This window comes from Clostridium sp. UMB9555A (assembly GCF_030222355.1).
In the GTDB taxonomy this organism is placed as follows: Bacteria; Bacillota; Clostridia; order Clostridiales; family Clostridiaceae; genus Sarcina; species Sarcina perfringens.
This window is the reverse complement of the sequence record NZ_JASORQ010000003.1, coordinates 232,392-254,136: the sequence shown is the minus strand read 5'-3', so window position 1 is coordinate 254,136 and position 21,745 is coordinate 232,392. Positions and strand designations below refer to the sequence as shown.

At 27.9% G+C, this 21,745-nt stretch carries 18 protein-coding genes and 1 other annotated feature (1 of these 19 running past the window's edge); all 18 genes read left to right on the top strand.

Annotated elements, in window-relative coordinates; translation table 11 throughout:
- Positions 1-197: a binding site (T-box leader), on the top strand; it begins 72 nt to the left of the window's first position.
- A 148-nt stretch (positions 198-345) separates the two neighbouring features.
- The 18 genes from brnQ to QP548_RS11085 all read left to right on the top strand — a co-directional run bounded on the left by brnQ (position 346) and on the right by QP548_RS11085 (position 21,697).
- On the top strand, positions 346-1,683 hold the full coding sequence (brnQ, locus tag QP548_RS11170; RefSeq protein ID WP_061426331.1) for a branched-chain amino acid transport system II carrier protein: 1,338 nt from the start codon (positions 346-348) through the stop codon (positions 1,681-1,683).
- A 255-nt stretch (positions 1,684-1,938) separates the two neighbouring features.
- The gene (locus tag QP548_RS11165; protein ID WP_061426332.1) at positions 1,939-2,811 is read left to right on the top strand and encodes a YitT family protein; all 873 of its coding nucleotides are present in this window, start codon (positions 1,939-1,941) and stop codon (positions 2,809-2,811) included.
- Positions 2,812-2,942: 131 nt separating this feature from the next.
- Complete coding sequence (locus QP548_RS11160; protein WP_061426333.1) at positions 2,943-4,289, top strand: FAD-dependent oxidoreductase; 1,347 nt, start codon at positions 2,943-2,945, stop codon at positions 4,287-4,289.
- Between the two features lie 185 nt (positions 4,290-4,474).
- Complete coding sequence (locus QP548_RS11155; protein ID WP_075808036.1) at positions 4,475-5,299, top strand: Cof-type HAD-IIB family hydrolase; 825 nt, start codon at positions 4,475-4,477, stop codon at positions 5,297-5,299.
- 147 nt (positions 5,300-5,446) lie between these two features.
- On the top strand, positions 5,447-6,868 hold the full coding sequence (locus QP548_RS11150; RefSeq protein ID WP_061426335.1) for an NAD(P)/FAD-dependent oxidoreductase: 1,422 nt from the start codon (positions 5,447-5,449) through the stop codon (positions 6,866-6,868).
- 4 nt (positions 6,869-6,872) lie between these two features.
- Complete coding sequence (locus tag QP548_RS11145) at positions 6,873-7,763, top strand: NAD(P)/FAD-dependent oxidoreductase (RefSeq protein ID WP_061426336.1); 891 nt, start codon at positions 6,873-6,875, stop codon at positions 7,761-7,763.
- 242 nt (positions 7,764-8,005) lie between these two features.
- Positions 8,006-8,383 (top strand): gamma-glutamylcyclotransferase family protein, encoded by a 378-nt coding sequence (locus QP548_RS11140; protein WP_061426337.1) that lies wholly within the window; start codon positions 8,006-8,008, stop codon positions 8,381-8,383.
- A 216-nt stretch (positions 8,384-8,599) separates the two neighbouring features.
- Positions 8,600-9,172 carry a beta-class carbonic anhydrase gene (locus QP548_RS11135; protein WP_081109929.1) on the top strand — a complete coding sequence of 191 codons (573 nt, stop codon included), beginning with the start codon at positions 8,600-8,602 and terminating at the stop codon, positions 9,170-9,172.
- Between the two features lie 140 nt (positions 9,173-9,312).
- Positions 9,313-9,951 (top strand): putative ABC transporter permease, encoded by a 639-nt coding sequence (locus QP548_RS11130; RefSeq protein ID WP_061426338.1) that lies wholly within the window; start codon positions 9,313-9,315, stop codon positions 9,949-9,951.
- Between the two features lie 24 nt (positions 9,952-9,975).
- Positions 9,976-10,365: a zinc ribbon domain-containing protein gene (locus QP548_RS11125; protein WP_061426339.1), complete on the top strand. Its 390-nt coding sequence runs from the start codon at positions 9,976-9,978 to the stop codon at positions 10,363-10,365.
- A gap of 324 nt (positions 10,366-10,689) precedes the next feature.
- Positions 10,690-12,561 (top strand): molecular chaperone HtpG, encoded by a 1,872-nt coding sequence (htpG, locus tag QP548_RS11120; protein ID WP_061426340.1) that lies wholly within the window; start codon positions 10,690-10,692, stop codon positions 12,559-12,561.
- A 322-nt stretch (positions 12,562-12,883) separates the two neighbouring features.
- Positions 12,884-14,404: a sodium-dependent transporter gene (locus QP548_RS11115; RefSeq protein WP_061426341.1), complete on the top strand. Its 1,521-nt coding sequence runs from the start codon at positions 12,884-12,886 to the stop codon at positions 14,402-14,404.
- 73 nt (positions 14,405-14,477) lie between these two features.
- Positions 14,478-14,585: a MetS family NSS transporter small subunit gene (locus tag QP548_RS11110; protein WP_124045798.1), complete on the top strand. Its 108-nt coding sequence runs from the start codon at positions 14,478-14,480 to the stop codon at positions 14,583-14,585.
- A 158-nt stretch (positions 14,586-14,743) separates the two neighbouring features.
- The gene (locus QP548_RS11105) at positions 14,744-15,736 is read left to right on the top strand and encodes a LacI family DNA-binding transcriptional regulator (RefSeq protein WP_061426342.1); all 993 of its coding nucleotides are present in this window, start codon (positions 14,744-14,746) and stop codon (positions 15,734-15,736) included.
- A gap of 310 nt (positions 15,737-16,046) precedes the next feature.
- Complete coding sequence (locus tag QP548_RS11100; protein WP_061426343.1) at positions 16,047-17,711, top strand: glycoside hydrolase family 13 protein; 1,665 nt, start codon at positions 16,047-16,049, stop codon at positions 17,709-17,711.
- A 177-nt stretch (positions 17,712-17,888) separates the two neighbouring features.
- A complete protein-coding gene (locus QP548_RS11095) occupies positions 17,889-19,544 on the top strand; it encodes a PTS transporter subunit IIBC (protein ID WP_061426344.1) in 1,656 nt (551 codons plus the stop codon).
- 10 nt (positions 19,545-19,554) lie between these two features.
- Positions 19,555-20,346, top strand: coding sequence for an endonuclease/exonuclease/phosphatase family protein (locus tag QP548_RS11090; protein ID WP_061426345.1), 792 nt, complete (start codon positions 19,555-19,557; stop codon positions 20,344-20,346).
- A gap of 613 nt (positions 20,347-20,959) precedes the next feature.
- The gene (locus QP548_RS11085; protein ID WP_061426346.1) at positions 20,960-21,697 is read left to right on the top strand and encodes a glycerophosphodiester phosphodiesterase; all 738 of its coding nucleotides are present in this window, start codon (positions 20,960-20,962) and stop codon (positions 21,695-21,697) included.
- Positions 21,698-21,745: the final 48 nt, after the last annotated feature.

Here is a 21,745-nt window from a genome sequence, read left to right as displayed (position 1 = left end):
ATGTTCAAGGTATATCTGAAAATCATCTCGGAGAAGTAAAGCTGAAGCTATATTTTAGTAAGTTTTATCGGATTTTCACCGTTACAGGAAAAGCGTATTATTTAGTACGTATTTTAAGAGTGCTATAAATTAAATCTATTTTTTTAGGTTATATTTATAGAATTAGGGTGGTAACGCGATTAAACCTCGTCCCTTTTATAGGGACGAGGTATTTTTATTTTTAAAGGGGGTTTTTTCATGGACATAGAAGGAGAAATTATAATTTTTTATAGTGATTAAAATAATTAAAAACTATATTTTTACGGAAAAAATATAGTTAATAAAAAAGAAATGGGGTCATTGTTTATGAAAGATTTATCAAGAAAAGATTTATTATTAGTAAGTTTAATGTTATTTTCATTATTTTTTGGAGCAGGGAATTTAATTTTTCCACCATTCTTAGGTCAAGCAGCTGGAAGTGCTACTTGGATTACTATTTTAGGATTTTTTGTTACGGCAGTAGGATTTCCAGTACTAGGGGTAATTGCTGTGGCAAAATCAGGAGGATTACATGCATTAGCAAGTAGAGTAAATCCTGTCTTTGCAACATTTTTCACAGTTCTTATCTATATTTCAATAGGACCTGGTTTAGGAATACCTAGAGCAGGAAGTCTTCCATTTGAGATGGCAGTTGCGCCATTTTTACCAGAAGGACTTATATCTAATAATTTAGCATTATTTTTATATACTTTTGTATTTTTCGCAGTTGCATACTGGCTATCTTTATCACCGGCAAAGTTAGTAGATAGAATGGGTAAAGTATTAACTCCAAGCTTACTTGTATTAATAGGATTAATTTTCGTAGCAAGTATTTTTAAACCTTTAGGAGCATATGGAGAGGTTACAGGAGTTTATAAAGAATCACCATTTATAAGTGGATTTTTAGATGGATATATGACTATGGATACAATAGCTGCCTTAAACTTTGGAATTGTAATAGCACTTGTAATAAAGTCTAAGGGAGTAAAAGAAGAAAAATTTGTTGTAAAAACATCTGTGAAAGCGGGGGTAATTGCTGGAGGATTATTAATAGTAATATACTCAATGCTTGCTCATCTTGGAGCAACTAGTGGTGGAAGATTTGGTTTAACTGAAAATGGAGCACAAACTCTTAGTAATATAATCACATATATTTTTGGAAAACCAGGAGCTATTTTGTTAGCGGTAATATTTACATTAGCTTGCTTAACAACTTGCGTAGGTCTCATTACATCTTGTAGCCAATACTTTCAAACTTTGACTAAAAAAATAAATTATCTTTCTTGGGTTAGAATATTAACATTAACAAGTATGATCTTAGCTAATATGGGATTAAATAAAATATTAGCAGTATCAGTTCCAGTTTTAAATGCAATTTATCCTATGGCAATAATGCTTATTGTCTTAGCAATGTTAGATAAATATATAAAAGGAAACTCAATGGTTTATACTACAACCATAGCATTTACAACAATAGTTAGTGTTATTCATGCTTTAAATGGTACAGGTATTAATATAGAATTTTTAAATAGAATTTTTGAAAATTTACCTTTCTATTCAAAAGGATTAGGATGGGTATTGCCAGCCCTATTTGGTTTAGGATTAGGTTTAGTTTTAAAATCATTCTTTGAAAAGAACAAAGAAGAAGTTTTAGAAGTTAGTTAAATAAAATAGAGAATAATTCACTTTGTTTCGTAAATTTTTTCTTTAGACACAAATAATAAACTAGTATCGAATATTAATATTTAAACTTAAATGTATATAAAATAATAAATAGATATTAGAAAGCGCAAAATATCATAAATTGCAAAAAGAGTAAATAAAACACTTTAAAAGAATTTTAATGATGATATAATAAATTAAGCAAATTTACAAGCAATAATTTACAATGAAAAAATAATTTTGAACGGAGTGAAGTGAGTGAATAAAAAGAACGGAAGAATTTATCAGATTGTCTATAGAATTACTGCTATAATTCTTTTTGGGGCTTTAGCTGGAATTGGGGTTAACTTTTTCCTAACACCTGCACATATTTATTCATCAGGTGTTACAGGAGTATCACAGCTATTATCATCTATTGGTGGAGATTTCTTTAATGTAAACATTGATATTTCAACATGGGTTTTAATTTTAAATCTACCACTTGCTTATTTATCCTTTAGAAAATTAGGAAAGAAATTTACCTTGTATAGTTTTCTTTCTATAATTTCATTATCATTTTTTATAGGATTTATTCCAACAAGAGAGGTTACTAATAACCAACTTTTAAACGCCATCTTTGGAGGAGTTCTTATGGGAGCTGGAGTTGGAATGTGCTTTAGAGCAGGCTTCTCTACTGGAGGTACAGATATTATAGTTTTAGTTGTTCAAAAAATGACAGGAAAGTCAGTTGGTCAACTAGGATTTATAGTAAATGGAATAATATTATTAGTTGCAGGATTAGTTTATGGATGGGAATTAGCTTTATATAGCTTAGTTTCAATTTACGTAACTACTAAAGTTATAGACTTATTTTACATTCAACAATATAAACTTACAGTAACAATTTATACTAAAAAAGAAAAAGAAGTTGTTGATAGTTTGATTAAGAGTCAAATGAGAGGAGTTACAATTGGTAGAAATCTTTATGGTGGATATACTAATGAACCATTAAGCTCAATTACCACAGTAATTTCAAAGCATGAATTATTAATTGTTAAGAAAAATGTCATGGATATAGACCCAGAAGCATTTGTAAATATACAACCAACTGTTGAGGTTATGGGTAATTTCTATGATAATTCTCTTATATAAATAAAAAAGGTGAAGGATTAATTTAGTTAAATTAACTAAAGTTATAATCTTTCACTTATTTTTTTTATTTTATAAATAAAGAACTTATGATATCATCATTAAATAGAGTATTTAGTATAGAAGGTGAGAGTATGGAAAAGGTTGATTGTTCTAAATTGACTGGTGATTTAATAACTAGAGAAAATATAGAGTATGAAAAAAGTATAGAATCTTGGAATAGAGCTATAAAAAAATATCCTTTAGGAATAGTTTTTTGTAATAATATTGATGATGTAAAAAATGCTTTAGAATGGGCTAAAGAAAATAATATTCCATTTAGAATAAGAGTTGGACGTCATAACTATGAAGGATACTCCATAGGAAATGATGTATTAGTAATAGATTTAAGTAAAATGAATAATATAATAATTGATGAAGAAAATATGAAGGTCACTATAGAAGGTGGCGTTAAGAATGAAGAAATATATGAAGCCTTAGGTGTTTTAGGATATCCATTTCCAGGGGGAGGATGCCCTACAGTTGGTGTAGTAGGCTTTGCCCTTGGTGGAGGTTGGGGATATTCAAGTAGATTATTTGGACTTGGATGTGACAATCTTTTAGAGGTAAAGTTTATAAATAGCAAAGGGGAAATTATCATAGCTAATGAATATGATAATTCTGATTTATTCTGGGCTGCCAAAGGGGGCGGAGGTGGAAATTTTGGAGTGGTTGTTTCAATGACCTTTAAAATTCCTCAAAAAATAGAAATGGCAACTTTAATAGATATAGATTACCCTAATGCGGAAAAAGAAGAATTGGTTTATGTAATAAGAACATTACAAAAAAAGTTCAAAAACTTAGATAGGAGAATGAACTTAAAAACAGCTATCTACAATTCAAAGGATAAGGGAATTGGAGTTAAGATTACAGGATTATTTTATGGACATAAAGAAGAAGCTAATGAAATATTACTTCCATTTAAGCTACCAACAAGGGTTAATTTTAATTTAAGTTATATGAGAGTTTTAGAAGCTAATAGAAAGATTGAATATAGTCATCCTCCTTATGAAAAATATAAATCAACAGGAAGATTTGTATTTAGAGATTATGATAAATGTGAAATAGAGAAACTTATAGATATAGTTTCAAATAGAGCAGAGGGAGCATACTATACGGCCATATCATTTTATGGTCTTGGTGGAGCAGTAAAAGATGTTCATAAGAATTCATCAGCTTTTTACTATAGAGATGCAAGATTTATTATGGGAATACAATCTGTTTGGGAAGATGATATTTTTGCAGAAGAAAATATAAAATGGATTAAAAATAATTTTAAATACATAGAAAGTATAACTACTGGATCATTTATAAACTTTCCTTTTAAAGACCTTAAGGATTATGAAGAAGAATATTATGGAGAAAACAAGGACAAGCTAAGAGAGATTAGAAAGAGATATGATGAAGATAAATTCTTTGCTTTTGAGCAGGGAATAAAATAGTATATAGAACAAGAAGCGTAGAAAGTTTAAAATTTTTTCTATGCTTTTTTTATTTGTTTCTTTTATTAAAACTATAGGTAATAACTTATTACAATTATAAAAAACAAATATTTAACTTATTTATTATGTAGATTTATAATAAAAATGCAGACAGAAATAATCTACAAAAGAAAGAAGTGTTTAGTATGAGTATAAAATTAATATGCATTGATATGGATGGTACTTTACTTATGGATCAGCAAAATGTTGCAGAAGAAGATAAAAAGGCAATAAAAGAAGCTGTAGAAAAGGGAGCAATAGTAGCCATAACCACAGGAAGAATTTATGATTGTGCAAGAATGTACTCAGACACAATAGGTTTAAAAACTCCAATTATAGCTAGTAATGGAGCTTATATTGGAGGAGTAAATGACGAAGAAATATATAATAACCCTCTTAAACAAAGTGATTTAGAGGATTTTAATATAATAACTAAGAAAAATAATTTATTTACATATGTAACTACAAACTGGGGAATTGTTTCAACAGTAGAATTACCAGAAAATCATGTTTATAAGGTTTTAAATAGAACTTTACCTAAAGATAAACAAGTGAGATTAGAGGTTGTTAAGGACTTAGATGAAGCATTCAAAAAGTATTACGGAGAAATATTAAAGGGTGTTTGTGTAGAAAAAGAATTTAAAGATAAATTAAAAGAAGCAAAAGAAGAATTAATAGCTTGTACAACTGATTTAGAAGTTGTTTCTTCTTGGGATGATAACTTTGAAATCATGAAAAAGGGAAGTTCAAAGGGAGAAGCTGTTCAAATGCTTGCAAAATATTTAGGTGTTTCTCAAGAGGAAGTAATGTGTATAGGTGATAGCGAAAATGATTTATCAATGATAACTTGGGCTGGAACTGGTGTTGCTATGGGAAATGCTATAGATTCAGTGAAAGAGGTTGCAAATTATGTAACATCAGACAATAAGCATGGCGGCGTTGCAGAGGCTATAAGAAAATTTGTACTTTAAAATTGTGGACAAGCTTAATAGATTTTATTAAATTCTGTTTAAAGCTAGGGAGAGTTTTAGGTATATAAAGTTATTTATAAAAGTGTTGTTAACTTGGAAAATATAAATTTTTGTTAAAGTAAAATTTGTTTTAAAAGGAGATACAGTATGAGAGATATTATAGTAATAGGGGCTGGAGTAGTTGGATGCTCTATAGCTAGAGAATTATCAAAATATAACTTAGATGTCTTAGTGGTTGAAAAAAATAGTGATGTATCAGAGGGAATATCAAAGGGAAACAGTGGTATAGTACACGCAGGCTATAATGAAAAAATAGGTACTTTAAAAGCTAAATTAAACATAGAAGGAAATAAAATCTTTGATGATTTATCAAGAGATTTACAATTTCCTTTTAAAAGAAATGGTGCATTTATTTTAGCTTTTTCAGATGAAGATATGAATATATTAGAAAGTTTAAAGGAAAATGGAGAAAAGCTTGGAGTTGAAGGCCTTGAAATATTAACTAGAGAAGAAGCTTTAAACATTGAACCTAATTTAAATAAAGAAATAGTTGGAGTTTTAAATGTAAAAACTTCTGGAATAGTTAGTCCATATGAAATGACAATAGCTTTAGCAGAAAATGCTGCAGAAAATGGAGTTGAATTTAAATTAAACTCAAAGGTTACTAATATAGAAAAAATATCTGAAGGATATAAAGTAACTTTAAATAATAAAGAATTAGTAAGTGGAAAAATTATAATAAATGCATCAGGATTAGAAGGAGCTTTCTTAAATAATCTTGTAAGCATGACTAAGAGAGAAATAAATCCTGTAAAAGGGGAATATTGTTTATTTGATAAAGTAGCAGGAGCTATGATTAATAAAACTTTATTCCAAGTTCCAAATAAATTAAGTAAGGGAGTTTTAGTTACTCCAACGGCAGAAGGAAATCTTTTAGTAGGACCTAATGCAGTAGAAGGAAAAACCTTAGAAACATCTAGAGAGGGTATAGATGAAATTTTAGATAAGAGCAAAAAATCCCTTGAAGAATTACCAGTAGCTAGGATTTTAAATACATTCTCAGGAATAAGACCTAAGACTAACCATGGAGATTTCATAATAGAAGAAGTAGAGGATGCTAAAAACTTTATTAATGTTATAGGAATAGATTCACCAGGATTAACTGCAGCTCCAGCAATAGGAGTATATGTGGTTAATATGATTAAAGAAAGATTAGATTTAGTTGAAAAGAAAAATTTCAAAAAAACTAGGGAGAAGATAGCTAGATTTGCAGAACTTTCTTTAGAAGAAAAAAATAGATTAATAAAGGAAAAGCCTGAATATGGACATATGGTTTGTAAGTGTGAGCTTGTCACTGAAGGTGAAATAGTAGAAGCTATTCATAGACCTATAAAAGCTCTTACAGTTGATGCAATTAAGAGAAGAGCTAGAGCTTCAATGGGAGGATGTCAAGGAATTGGATGCACACTTCCTATAAGTAAAATACTAAGTAGAGAATTAGGAATAGACATAAGTGACATAAATAAAAATAGTGAAGGTTCACCAGTAATTGGTTTTAAGGAGGATTAAGACTATGAGAGAATATGATTTAATTATAATTGGGGGAGGAGCATCAGGTCTTCTTTCAGCTATTAATGGTAAAAAGGACGGAATAAAAAATATTCTTTTAGTAGAGAAAGATCCAATTTTAGGTGGAGCTTTAAATTCAGCTGATTACAATATAAGCGAAAAGGGTAATTTAACAGGTATAGAATATAAAGAAAGTTTATTAAAAGAATTTAATGAGCTTAATATTGATGTTAAATTAAATACTATGGTTTTAAAAATAGAAGATTCAAATGAAATACTTTGTACAAGTAGTGAATGTGGCGTAGAGAAAATAAAAGGTAAAAACATAATAATTGCTAATGGTGGAAAAGAAAAAAGTAGAAATGCAGTTCAAATTCCAGGGGATCGTACAGCAGGAGTTTTAACTGTAGGAATGGCTAAAAAGATTTTGGGAATTAAAAATATGGTTCCAGGAAGAAATATCTTCATAGTAGGAGATAGTACTCTTTATATGATTCAAGAGGATTTAAAAAAGCATAATATTAAGGTTTCTGGAATCATAACAGATAAAAATAAAAATGAAGTTTTTAATTTAAGTGAAAATTTATACCCTGGATATGAAATTATTGCAATACATGGAGAAGGAAGAGTAAGTTCTGTAACTATAAAAAATGGTGATGAAAAGAAAAATATAAAATGTGATACAGTAATTTTTGCTTATCCAATGATTTCAGATGGATTAGTTGCATTAAGAAGTGGACTTAAATTAAATCCAAATACAACTGGTCCAGCTGTAGATGAAAATTTAGAAACTTCAAATAAAAATATATATGCTTGTGGAAATGCAATCTATATTCATAAATCAATAGAAGAAATTGAAGATGAGAGTAAAAAGCTTATTAAAACTATAAGTTAAAAATTATATTCCTATTTTATGTGTTAAAAGATATTAAAATAGGAATATAGATCATATATAATAAATCTATTAAGAAGTAGTATTTGGCAATATTACATAGATTTTTATAAAACAAAGAAATTAACTTTACTGAAATTTAAATTTTGGTAGAGTTAATTTGCTATATTATGTTAAAATTAATTAACGTATTATAGATTATGTGGAATAATATGTAATAAGGACAAAGAAAAGGTGGAGAGTATATGGTCTATTTTGCTTATGGAAGTAATTTATGTTTAGAGCAAATGAAAAAAAGATGTCCAGAAGCTATTCCTATGATAAGTGTACATCTTGATGATTATAAATTAGTTTATAACAAATATGCAGATATAATACCTTGTGAAGGTGAAAAGGTTTATGGTGCAATTTATGAAATTTCTCTAAATGATTTAAAGAATTTAGATAAGTATGAAAAATATCCAGATTTATATGAGAAGATTGATCTTATTGTACAAGATATAAGTGGAATTTCATATGAAGCTTTTGCTTATGTTATGAATGAAAAAGGAGATAAAACTCCAGATAAAAGATATCTAGATATAATAAATAAGGGATATGAGGACTGGGGTATTATTTATTAATATTAAACAATAATAGATAAGTTAATATATTCAACTTGTATAATTAAATGAAGATAAAAAGTGATAAAGAGAGAATTTTTAAGTGGGTTTAGAGTAAAGACTTTAAATCAATTTTTTTATATAAAAAGTTTTTTAGGATGTAATTAAATCTTTGTGGTATAGTAGTATAAATAATTAATTTAAAAGAATAATAAATATTATTTAGAGGTATTTAGTATGGAAAAGAATGTGAGAAGACTAGAAGAGATTTTAGAATTTAATAAGAGTTTTGTGGAAAATAAGGAATATGAGAAATATAAAGCAACTAAAAAGCCAGAGAAAAAATTAGTAATTTTATCTTGCATGGATACTAGGCTTACTGAGTTACTGCCAAAAGCTATGAATATAAAAAATGGAGATGCAAAGATAATAAAAAATGCTGGGGCTACAATAATGCATCCCTTTGGAAGTATTGTTAGAAGTATACTTGTTGCTATTTATGAATTTAATGCAGAAGATGTTTTAGTTGTAGGACATCATGGCTGTGGTATGAGTAATTTAAATTCTAAAGATATGATAAGCAAAATGGAAGATAGGGGAATATCAGAGGAGACAATCTTAACTATCAAACATTGTGGAATAGATGTGGAAAAATGGCTTCATGGATTTGGATGTGTAGAAGAATCTGTAAAAGAAAGTGTAACATCATTAAAAAATCATCCCTTAATGCCTAGTGATGTAAATATTCATGGCCTTATAATTGATCCACACACAGGAGAACTTAAGGTTATAGTAAATGGATACGAATAAAATAAAAATTAAAAAACACTTACTTTAATTTATTTAAAGCAAGTGTTTTTTTGGACGGTTAATTAATACTTAATATCATTGATACATAAATTTTTTATGAAAGTTATATTATTATATAAATTAATATAGGGGGAGATAGTATGGATATTAGTAGTACCATAAATATTTATAAAATAATATGGATATTTACCATTGGATCTATTTTAGGATATTGTGTAGAAATGATTTGGTGTTATGTAAGAAATGGATACTTTGAAAGTAGAAAAGGATTAATTTATGGACCAATTAGTCCTGTATATGGCATAGGAGGAGTTGCTCTTACATTATTACTTTATAGATTTATTGATTATAATGGAATAATAATATTTTTTATAAGTGCAATTATTGGAGGAGCCTTTGAATATTTATGCTCTTGGGTTCAAGAAAAGGTGTTTGGTAGTGTTTCTTGGGAGTATAATAGTAAAGCTCTAAGCATATATGGAAGAACAAGTGTTGAATATTCTGTCTTTTGGGGAATTCTTGGAGTATTTTTCTTAAAGGATATTTATCCATTATTCGATAAGTTTATGGGGATATTTTCTTCTCAAACAGTAAAAATAATCACAGTAATGTTTTTAATACTTTTAATACCAGATATCATAATATCATCTTTAGCTGTAAGGAGAGAAGTAGCAAGGATGAGAGGAATAAAAGCTAAAAATGCATTAGATAGGTTTCTTGATAAGAAATATACAGATGAATTTTTGAAAAAAATATATCCTAATATGATATTTAAGTAATAATAAAATTTATAGGAGAATGGCATGTTTTTTATTGGTATATTTGGAATTGAAAATAAACAAAAAGAAGTAAAACAATTAGAAAATATATATTGTAAAACTTGTTCAACAAAAACTATGGGAACTTTAATAAAGAGTTATGAGTATTTTCATATATTCTTTATTCCTATTTTTAGATGGAATGAAAAGTATTATGTTATGTGTAAAAGATGTAATTCAATATACGAAATTTCAAAGGAAAAGGGAAAAGCCATAGAAAATGGAGAAATTAATGAAGTTAATCTAGAAGATATGACTCTTATTCAAGAGGGGCAAGTTTATGGAAAAAGAGCAGTGAAAAAAGTTTGTCCTAATTGTGGAAAAACTGTAGAGGGAGATTATAATTATTGCCCTTATTGTGGAAGTAAAATTTAAGTGAATATCAATTTGATAAGTACATATTTAAGACTTTTTATTTGAAAATTAAATATATAGGAGTTTGACTTTAAATTTATGGGTGTATTAAATTAACTATAAAACCTGAAGAAGTATTATTTTTATAATCTTTGTAGGGGAAATAAAGTTAATTTTATACACCTATTTTGCTGTTAAAAATAATATTAAAAAAGTTAAAACCTCATTTTAGATTAAATATTGACATTAATTTCAAAAAGTGTTATATATAAAAATAGAGATTAGCACTCGTTATGTTAGAGTGCTAACAAAGAAGTTTTTTGTTTTGGGAGGGAATAATTCAAAATGGAAAAAAGAGAATTTAAAGCAGAATCAAAAAGACTATTAGACATTGTAATTAACTCAATTTATACAAACAGGGAAATATTTTTAAGAGAATTAATTTCAAATGCTAGTGATGCAATAGATAAGGTTTATTATAAGACTTTAGGAGATAGTTCATTAACTTTCAATAAAGATGATTATTATATAAAAATAAAACCAAATAAAGAAGAAAGAACCCTTACAATATCAGATAAAGGTATTGGTATGACAGAAAAGGAACTTGATGAGAATCTAGGGGTTATAGCTAAGAGTGGTTCTTTACAGTTTAAAAAAGAAAATGAAATCAAAGATGGTTTTGATATTATAGGACAATTTGGAGTTGGATTCTATTCAGGATTCTTAGTTGCAGATAAGATAACAGTAATAACAAAAGCTTTTGGAGCAGATAAAGCATATAAGTGGGAATCAGATGGAGTGGATGGATACACAATTTCAGAAGCTGAAAAAGATTCTTTTGGAACTGATATAATTTTACACCTAAAAGCAAATGATGAGGATGAAAATTATGATGAATTCTTAGAAGAATATAAATTAAAATCATTAATTAAGAAATATTCAGATTTTATAAGATATCCAATTAAACTTGATGTTACTAAATCAAGAGTTAAAGAGGGAACAGAAAATGAACATGAAGAATATGTAGAAGAAGAAACAGTAAATAGCATGGTTCCTTTATGGAGAAGAAATAAAAATGAACTTACTGATGATGACTACAATAATTTTTATGTTGAAAAAAGATTTGGATTTGATAAGCCTTTAAGACATATGCACATAAGTGTTGATGGTATGATAAGCTATAATTCAATTCTTTATATTCCAGAAAATATACCATATGATTATTACACTAAGGAATATGAAAAAGGATTAGAATTATATTCAAATGGTGTTTTAATAATGGAAAAATGCTCAGAGCTTTTACCAGATTACTTTGGATTTGTAAAAGGTATAGTAGATTCTCAAGATTTATCACTTAATATTTCTAGGGAAATGCTTCAACATGATAGACAATTAAGTCGTATTGCTAAAAATATAAAAACTAAAATCAAAAATGAATTAGAGTCTATGATGAAAAATGATAGAGAAAGTTATGAAAAATTCTATAAATCATTTGGTAGACAGTTAAAATACGGAGTTTATGATGATTTTGGCATGAATAAAGATGAATTAAGAGATTTATTAATGTTCTATTCATCTAAAGAAAAGAAAATGGTAAGCCTAGCTGAATATGTTGAAAGAATGGCTGAAGACCAAAAATATATTTATTATGCTGTTGGTGAATCAAATGAAAGAATAGAGAAAATGCCACAAACTGAAATGGTATTAGACAAAGGTTATGAAATTCTTTATTTCACAGAGGATGTAGATGAATTTGCAATAAAAATGCTTATGAACTACAAAGAAAAAGAATTCAAATCAGTATCTAGTGGTGATTTAGGAATAGAATCAGAAGAAGAAAACAAAAAGGAAAATGAAGAAAACAAGGGTATATTTGAAGCTATGAAGGAAGCTTTAGGAGAAAAAATAAGTGCAGTAAAAGCTTCAAGTAGACTTAAAAACTATCCAGTATGTTTATCTTCAGAAGGTGAAGTTTCAATAGAAATGGAAAAAATATTAAGTGCTATGCCTAATAATCAAGGAGTTAAAGCACAAAAAGTATTAGAAGTTAATACAAATCATAAAGTGTTTAACTCATTAAAGGATGCACTTGAAAAGGATAAAGATAAATTTAACCTATATACAAAATTACTTTATAATCAAGCTTTACTTGTTGAAGGGTTAAGCATTGAAGATCCTGTAGATTTCACAAACGATATATGTAAACTAATGAAATAATAATTTTAAAAGGGGTTATATCAAAATGGTTTTTTTATAAAACTTTTGATATAACCTTTTTATTTTATAAAAGATAATAAATTGAAAAGTTATTAAGGTTAATATAAATCATATAACATTTATATTAACCTTAATGTTTAGCATAATTTATATGGGTTTTAAATGATAAAATAATAATAAAATAGTTAATTTATAAATATAGTAATAATAATTTTGTTTTAAATATGTTATTTATATAATAAATTATTGAAATTATTAATATATTGTAATATCATATATAAAAGCAATTGGAAATAAAAAGATAAAAAAAGGGGGCATTAAAATGGAGGAGAAACGAGAGCAGTGGGGATCGAAAGTTGGTTTTATTTTAGCAGCTATAGGTTCAGCTGTAGGGTTAGGTAACATTTGGAGATTTCCTTATATAGCTTATTCAAATGGAGGGGGAGCATTTCTAATACCATATTTCTTTGCAATATTTACAGCAGGAATTCCACTTTTAATTTTAGAATATTCTCTTGGTCATAAATATAGAGGATCAACACCTCTTGCTATAGCAAGAGCATCTAAAAAATGGGAATGGATAGGTTGGTGGCCAACAATAACTTCAGCAATTATAGTAGCTTATTATTCAATGATTTTAAGTTGGGCAGCAAATTATTTTGCATTAAGTTTCACTAAGGGTTGGGGAAGTGATTCAAATGCATTTTTTCATAATGATTTTTTAAAATTAAGTTCATCACCTTTTGAATTTGGAGGAATTGTTTGGTATGTACTATGTGGAATTGCACTTATTTGGATTATAAATTGGTTTATATGTTATAAGGGAGTTAAAAAAGGAATTGAAAAAGCAAACAAAATTTTACTACCTACATTAGTTATAATAATGATAATAATAGCAGTAAAATCAATAACTTTAGATGGAGCAACAGAAGGATTAAATACTTTATTTACTCCAGATTGGAAAATGGTTATGAAACCTTCAGTTTGGATATCAGCTTATGGGCAGGTCTTTTATTCACTTAGTTTAGCCATAGGTATAATGATGACCTATTCAAGTTATTTACCTAAAAAGACTGATATAAATAATAGTGCTTTCGTAACTGCTTTTGCTAATTGCAGCTTCGAATTTTTATCAGCTATAGCAGTTTTTGCAATATTAGGATTTATGGCAACATCTCAGGGGGTACCAGTTTCAGAGGTGGTATCAAGTGGAGTTGGACTTGCTTTTGTAGCTTTTCCACAAATATTTAGTGAAATGGGAACTGTAGGTTCATTACTTGGGCCATTATTCTTTTTATGCTTAATATTTGCAGGAATAACTTCTTCTGTTTCATTAACAGAAGCAGTTTCAGCACCTTTTAGAGAAAAATTTGGGTGGAGTAGAAAGAAAGTCGTAACTGGAATGTGTATAATTGGATTCTTAATAAGTTCTGCTTTTGCAACAGGGGCAGGTCTTTATATGTTAGATATTGTTGATGCTTTCATAAATAATTATGGAATAGTAGTGGTTGGATTATTAGAGGTTATATTAATTGGATGGATAGTTACTCCAGAAAAAATTAGAGAACATGCAAATGGAATATCACATTTTAAGGTAGGAAAGTGGTGGGATATAACTATTAAGTTTGTAACACCAACTCTTTTAATATACATGATAGCACAAAATATAATAACTGAAATAAAAACCCCATATGGTGGTTATGAATTATCAGCATTATTAGCTTATGGATGGAGTGTAATAGCCTTTGGAATAATTTGTGCTTTAATAATTGCGAAAAAACCTTGGAAGAATAAAAAAAATGAAGATTATCTCGAAGAAGATGAGCTTATTTCCAATGCATAAAATCAATCAATAATAAATTTTAAGATTTATATATAAAATTAGGCTAAAAATATATAATATAGGAGGAAGTAAAATGAATACAACAGCCATAGTATTTTTTTTAATAGGAGCAACTGTTTTATGGGGAGGACTTGCTTTAACTCTTAGTATGTTATTAAGAAATGAGAGAAAGACTATTTAAAAATATATATTTATATAGAATAAAAGCTTATGAAATCTCAAAAATTCCATAAGCTTTTATTATATATTCGATAAAATATGTACTTTTATATAATTAAATTACTTTGTAGATTGTAGAAGAATTTTATGGTATATTTTAAGTTGTGAAGGAGTGATTTTGTGAAAGTTACAATTAAAGATGTGGCTAGAGAAGCCAATGTAGCCCCTTCTACTGTTTCAAGAGTTTTATCTGATAGCCCCAAAATTAGTGAGGAAACAAAAATAAAAGTGAATAAAGCTATAAAAAAATTAAATTATAAACCAAATGCTATAGCTAGAGGACTTGTTAATAATAAGACAAAAATATTAGGGGTAGTTTTACCTAACGAGGCAGACGATTCATTTAAAAATCCTTTTTTTGTAGAAGCTATGAGAGGGATGAGCATGTCAGCAGAGGAAAATGGATACTATATCATGTATGCTTTTAGTAAAAATGATGAAGATGAACTAAAGACCATAAAGGAATTTGCAAGTAATAATTTATTAGAAGGATTATGTTTACTATCCGTTAGAGAAGAGGACAGAACTATAAAATACTTAAAAGACATAAATTTCCCCTTTGTAGTTATTGGAAGACCAGATGAAGAAGATGTTTTATGGGTTGATAATGATAATTTCCAAGCTATGTTTAAGTTAGTTGATAAATTTATAAAAGATGGGCATAATGAATTAGCTTTTATTGGAGGAAAAAGAAGTTGGAATGTTTCCAAAGATAGATTAAATGGGTTTAAAGACGCTTTTAAAGCAAATAATTTAAATTATGATAAAACTGTGGTTTTTGAGGGGATAGATTTTTCAGAAGAATGTGGATATTTGGCTATGAGGGAGATAATATCAAAAAAAATTCCTAAGATAGTTGTTACAACAGATGATTTACTTGCTTTTGGAGCAAATAAATTTTTAAATGAAGAGGGAATTGAAGGCGTAAAAATAGTAGGTTTTAATAATACACCTATGACCAAATATCAAAATCCACCAATTTCATCTATAGATATTAATGCAAGAGAATTAGGGTATGAGGCGACTAAGCTACTAATAAACTATTTAAATGGAAATTTAGTAGATAGAAAAAGATATTGCATAGTAGATACTCAATTTATTGATAGAGGATAGGATTCCTCATGCAAATTGGGCAAACGTTTGCATAAAAATTTAAGTATTGAAGAGAAAATAAAAGATAAATAGAGAAAATAATATGCATTTTCTCTTAAATCAATTTTGTAAAGGGTTTAATTATCTGATATTATAAAAATATAAAATGAGACTTAATTCAAAGGAGCTTTGAGAACTTTGAATTTTAGCCTTATTTTAAAATCTGTTTTTTAGTAATTCTAAAAAACAAATTTTTTTGAATGATGGGCAAACGTTTGCACAATGTTCAAATTTAAAATTCAATCAATATACGTAAACATAAGGAGAAAATATGAATAAAAAGTGGTGGAAAGAATTAATTGCTTACCAGATTTACACTAAGAGCTTTATGGATTCTAATGGTGATGGTATAGGTGATATTCAAGGGATAATATCTAAATTAGATTATTTAAAAGATTTAGGTATTGATTTAATCTGGCTATGTCCAATGTATAAATCACCAAATCATGATAATGGCTATGACATTAGTGATTATAAAGATATCTTAGATGAATTTGGAACTATGGATGATTTTAATGAATTGCTTAATGAGGTTCATAATAGAGGGATGAAACTTATTATAGATTTAGTAATAAATCATACTAGTCATGAACATCCGTGGTTTATAGAATCAAGATCTTCTAGGGATAATCCTAAAAGAGATTGGTATATTTGGAGAGAAGGAAAAGGGGATGAGGAACCTAATAACTGGGAAAGTATATTTAAAGGTTCAGCTTGGGAATTCTGTGAGAATAGTGAAGAGTATTACCTCCATTTATTTGCTAAAGAGCAACCAGATTTAAACTGGGAGAATGAAGAGGTAAGAAATGAACTATATAAAATGATAAACTGGTGGCTTGATAAGGGTATTGATGGATTTAGAGTTGATGCTATAAGTCACATAAAAAAAGAAGAAGGTCTTAAGGATATGGATAATCCAGAGGGACTTAAATATGTTTCATCCTTTGAAAAACATATGAATGTAGAGGGAATAAATTCTCATCTTAAGGAACTAAAAGAAGAAACTTTTTCAAAGTACGATATAGTTACCGTTGGAGAAGCCAATGGAGTTAGTGCTAATGAAGCTGATCACTGGGTAGCTGAAGATGAGGGAACATTTAATATGATATTCCAATTTGAACATCTTAATCTTTGGAATTATGAAGAGGGACAAGGATTTGATGTGAAAGCATACAAAGATGTTTTAACAAATTGGCAAAATTCTTTAGAAGGCAAAGGATGGAATGCACTTTTTATTGAAAATCATGATATACCTAGAGTTGTTTCAACTTGGGGAAATGACAAGGAATATTTAACTGAATGTGCAAAAGCTTTTGGAGCAATTTACTTCTTACAAAAGGGAACACCGTTCATATATCAAGGACAAGAACTTGGTATGACAAATGTTAAATACCATAGTATCTCTGAGTATGATGATGTTAAAACCATAAATACTTATAATGAAAGAATTGAAAGTGGTGTTTCGGAGAAAATAGCATTAAAAGAAGCTTGGATCACTTCAAGAGATAATTCAAGAACCCCTATGCAATGGAACTCAAGTAAAAATGCAGGATTTACTTGTGGAAAACCTTGGATAGGAGTTAATGAGAATTACAAAAGAATAAATGTAGAAGTTGAAGAAAGGGATGAAAATTCAGTTTTAAATTTCTATAAAAAGCTTATAAAACTTAAAAAGTCTAATGAAGCTTTAATCTATGGTGTATATGATTTAATCCTTGAAGAGGATGAAAATATTTTTGCTTATACAAGAACTTTAAATAATGAAAAGTTCTTGATAATAGCTAATTTAACTGAAGAAAAGGCCAAATACATATATGAGAAAGAAAAACTTAATTCTAAGGATTTAATTCTTAATAATTATGAAGTTTGTGCACATGAAAATTTAACAGAGTTTACATTAAAACCTTATGAATGCAGAGTATATAAGCTTTCTTAAAGATTTTGTTATATTTTAAATTAAAACAAATCTAAAAAGTTAAACTGAATTTAAAGTTTATTTTTAGCTTTAAATTTTAGCTAGATCTATCTAAAGACAAAATTTAGAGGTTATAGTGTACATGACCAATAACCTTGGAATGAGTGTTATAAGAATAATAAATGGAGGGATTTGAGAATGAAGAAATTTAAATTAGGGTCTTTTGATTTCTGGCAAAAGTTTGGTAAGGCATTATTAGTAGTTGTTGCTTTAATGCCTGCTGCCGGACTTATGATTTCAATAGGTAAAGTAATGGGAATTTACATTGATGTAGATTTCATAAAAACTATAGCGAGAGTTATGGAGGATATTGGTTGGGCAATAATTGGTAACCTAAACTTACTATTTGCCGTTGCAATAGGAGGATCTTGGGCTAAGGAACGTGCTGGAGGAGCTTTTGCAGGTACCATAGCATTCGTTCTTATTAATAGAATCACTGGTGTAATATTTAGTGTAAGTAATACTATGTTAGCAGGGGATTCAACTGCTACCGTTCAATCCTTTACAGGACAAACACTTTTAGTTAAAGATTACTTTGTTTCAGTGTTAGGTGCTCCAGCACTTAATATGGGTGTATTTGTTGGTATTATTTCAGGTTTCTTAGGAGCAGCATTATATAACAAGTACTATAATTATAATAAATTACCTAATGCATTAGCATTCTTCAATGGTAAACGTTTTGTACCTTTCATGGTTATAATAGGCTCAACAATTTCAGCAATAATACTTTCTTTTGTATGGCCATTTGTACAATATGGATTAAATACTTTTGGTCAATGGATAGCTACATCTAAGGATACAGCTCCAATAATAGCACCATTCTTATATGGTACATTAGAGCGTTTATTATTACCATTTGGATTACATCATATGCTTACGGTTCCAGTAAACTATACAGAGCTTGGTGGAGTTTATCATATACTTACAGGTCCAACAGCAGGACAAGTAGTTGCAGGACAAGATCCATTATGGCTTGCTTGGATAACTGATTTAAATAACTTTAAGCAAGCAGGAGATATAACTTCATACAATCAACTTATAGGGTCAGTGGTACCTGCTCGTTTCAAAGCTGGACAAGTAATACTTTCAAGTGCTTCATTAATAGGGGTAGCATTAGCTATGTATAAAAATGTTGATCCAGATAAGAAGAAAAAATATAAATCAGTATTTTTCTCAGCAGCCATAGCAGTATTCTTAACTGGTGTAACTGAACCAATTGAATTTATGTTCATGTTTATTTCACCAATATTATATGTAGTTTATGCAGTAATTGCAGGTTTAGGATTTGCTATAGCTGATATAATAAACTTAAGAGTTCATGCGTTTGGATTTATAGAGCTTATAACTCGTTCACCACTTATGATAAATGCAGGTTTAACTAAGGATTTAATAAACTTTATAATAGTTGCAGTAGTATTCTTCTTCTTAAATTACTTTGTATTTAGCTTCCTAATTAAGAAGTTCAAAATAGCTACACCAGGACGTATGGGTAACTATATTGATAATGAAGATGAAAATTCAAATAAAGTTTCATCAAATAGCAATGCTTCAATGGATGAGTTAGCAGTTAAAGCTATTGAATTACTAGGTGGAAGAGAAAACATAGTAGATGTAGACGCTTGTATGACTCGTCTTCGTGTTACTGTTAAAGACATTGAAAAAGTTGGAGATGAAAAAGCTTGGAAAGATAATAAAGCCTTAGGTCTTATAGTTAAAGATAAAGGGGTTCAAGCTATATATGGTCCTAAAGCAGATGTGTTAAAATCAGATATTCAAGATATCTTAGGTGTTTAGGAGAATAAAAATGAAATTACTTACTTTAAACTGTCATTCTTGGCTAGAGGAAGAACAATTATACAAAATAAAATACTTAGCAAAAACAATAGTTGAAGAGAAATATGATGTTATAGCTCTTCAAGAGGCTAGTCAAAGTATTAAGGCTAGTATTAAAGAAGGAAATTTAAAAGAAGATAATTATGGATTAGTATTAATTGAAGAAATAAAGAAACTAGGTGGAGAAGAATACCACCTAGTTTGGGATTACTCTCATATTGGATATGATATATATGAGGAAGGGTTGTGCATATTAACTAAGCATAAAATAGTAAATAGTGAAAGCTTTTATATATCAAAAAGTCACTGTAAAACCTTTTGGAGATCAAGAAAAATAGTAAAAGCAACAATTGATATTAACAATGAAAATATAGATTTTTATTCTTGCCACATAGGATGGTGGCATGATAAAGAGGAAAGCTTCACATTTCAGGCTGAAAACTTACTTGCACATGCTAAGGAAAGCAAAAACAGAGCTTTCTTTATGGGAGATTTCAATAATAATGCCTTTTTAAAGAATGAGGGATATGATTTTCTTAAGAGTAATGGGTTAATTGATACTTATGATTTAGCAGAAAATAAGGATTCTGGTGTTACAGTTAATAAAAATATAGCTGGATGGGAAGATAACACTGGAGAATTAAGAATAGATATAATTTTTACTAATAAGAATACAAAAGTTTATGATAGTAGGGTTATATTTAATGGGAAGAATAAAGAAGTTGTATCAGATCATTTTGGATTAGAAATAGAAACTATGTAAAGTGATTTAAAATTTTAATTGTGAAAAGTAATATAATATTTTTTTGGAAAATATAAATTAAATTATTCCTGTTAATTCTGTTTTAACTATATAATATTGTATTAGAAAATAATTTTAAGAAAAATAGTACAAGTAATAAAAGTTTACTTGTACTATTTTTGTTTTGAGGAAAAATTCTTATTATAAATGATTAAATTGTATTTTATATATAGGATATAATTGAGAATATTCATAAATTATTAAATTTATGGTATTAGATTAGAATAATAAATTTATCAAATTTGTATTAAAAATACAAATTTAAACATAAAATACCAAAAATATTTTTAATGTTTGAAAATTATATATGATTTAAAAAATAAAATGTTAAAAATATAGTGCCTTTTTTTAACAAATAAATAAATTTCAACTTTTAGTAAATGTTTTCATGATTGGTATAATTAAATTACAATTAAATATTTAGGAAAAAAGTAAGTTAAACTAAGAGAGTGTGAGAGAAAAGTTCAACTTAAAATTATTTTATAGTTTTAGGGTGAACTTTATTTATTTTTAGGGAACTATAATCTTCAAATATATTTCCAATAATAGTCGAAAAAAGATAGGAGGAACAATTATGAAAAAAATATTAAATGTAGCACATAGAGGGTTAAGTGGATTATATCCAGAAAATACTATGATAGCTTTTAGAAAGGCAATAGAAGCAGATTGTGATGGTATAGAAATGGATGTTCATCTTACAAGGGATGGAGTTCCAGTTGTAATTCATGATGAAGAAGTTGATAGAACAACTAATGGAAGGGGGTATGTAAAGGACTTTACTTATGAACAGTTATGTAACTTAGATGCTGGAATAAAATTTTCTGATGAATTTAAAGGAGAAAAAATACCTACACTAAAAGAGTTTTTTGATTTTATGAAGGATAATGACAAACTTATAAATATAGAGCTTAAAAATAGCATCATACATTATGAAGGTTTAGAAGAAAAGGTATATAAAGAAATAGAGAATTATGGATTTGAGGATAGAGTTATAATATCATCCTTTGATCACTATTCAATAAGAAAATGTATAAGACTTAATAAAAATATAAAAACAGGAATACTTTATTGGGATTGTATTTTTGAACCACATAATTATTGTAAGGTAGTTGGTTCTTCAGCACTTCATCCTGAATTTAATAGTATAACAGAAGAAATAGTTAGGGATGCACATGAAGATTTTCAACAAGTAAATGTATACACAGTAAATGAGAAAAAAGATATGGAAAAAATGATAGATTTAAACGTTGATATGATAATAACCAATTATCCTAATATTTTAAAAGAAGTTTTAGAAAATAAAAATAAATAAATATAATAAGGGTTTAATAATTTATTTTTTATTTATTTTTAAGAAATA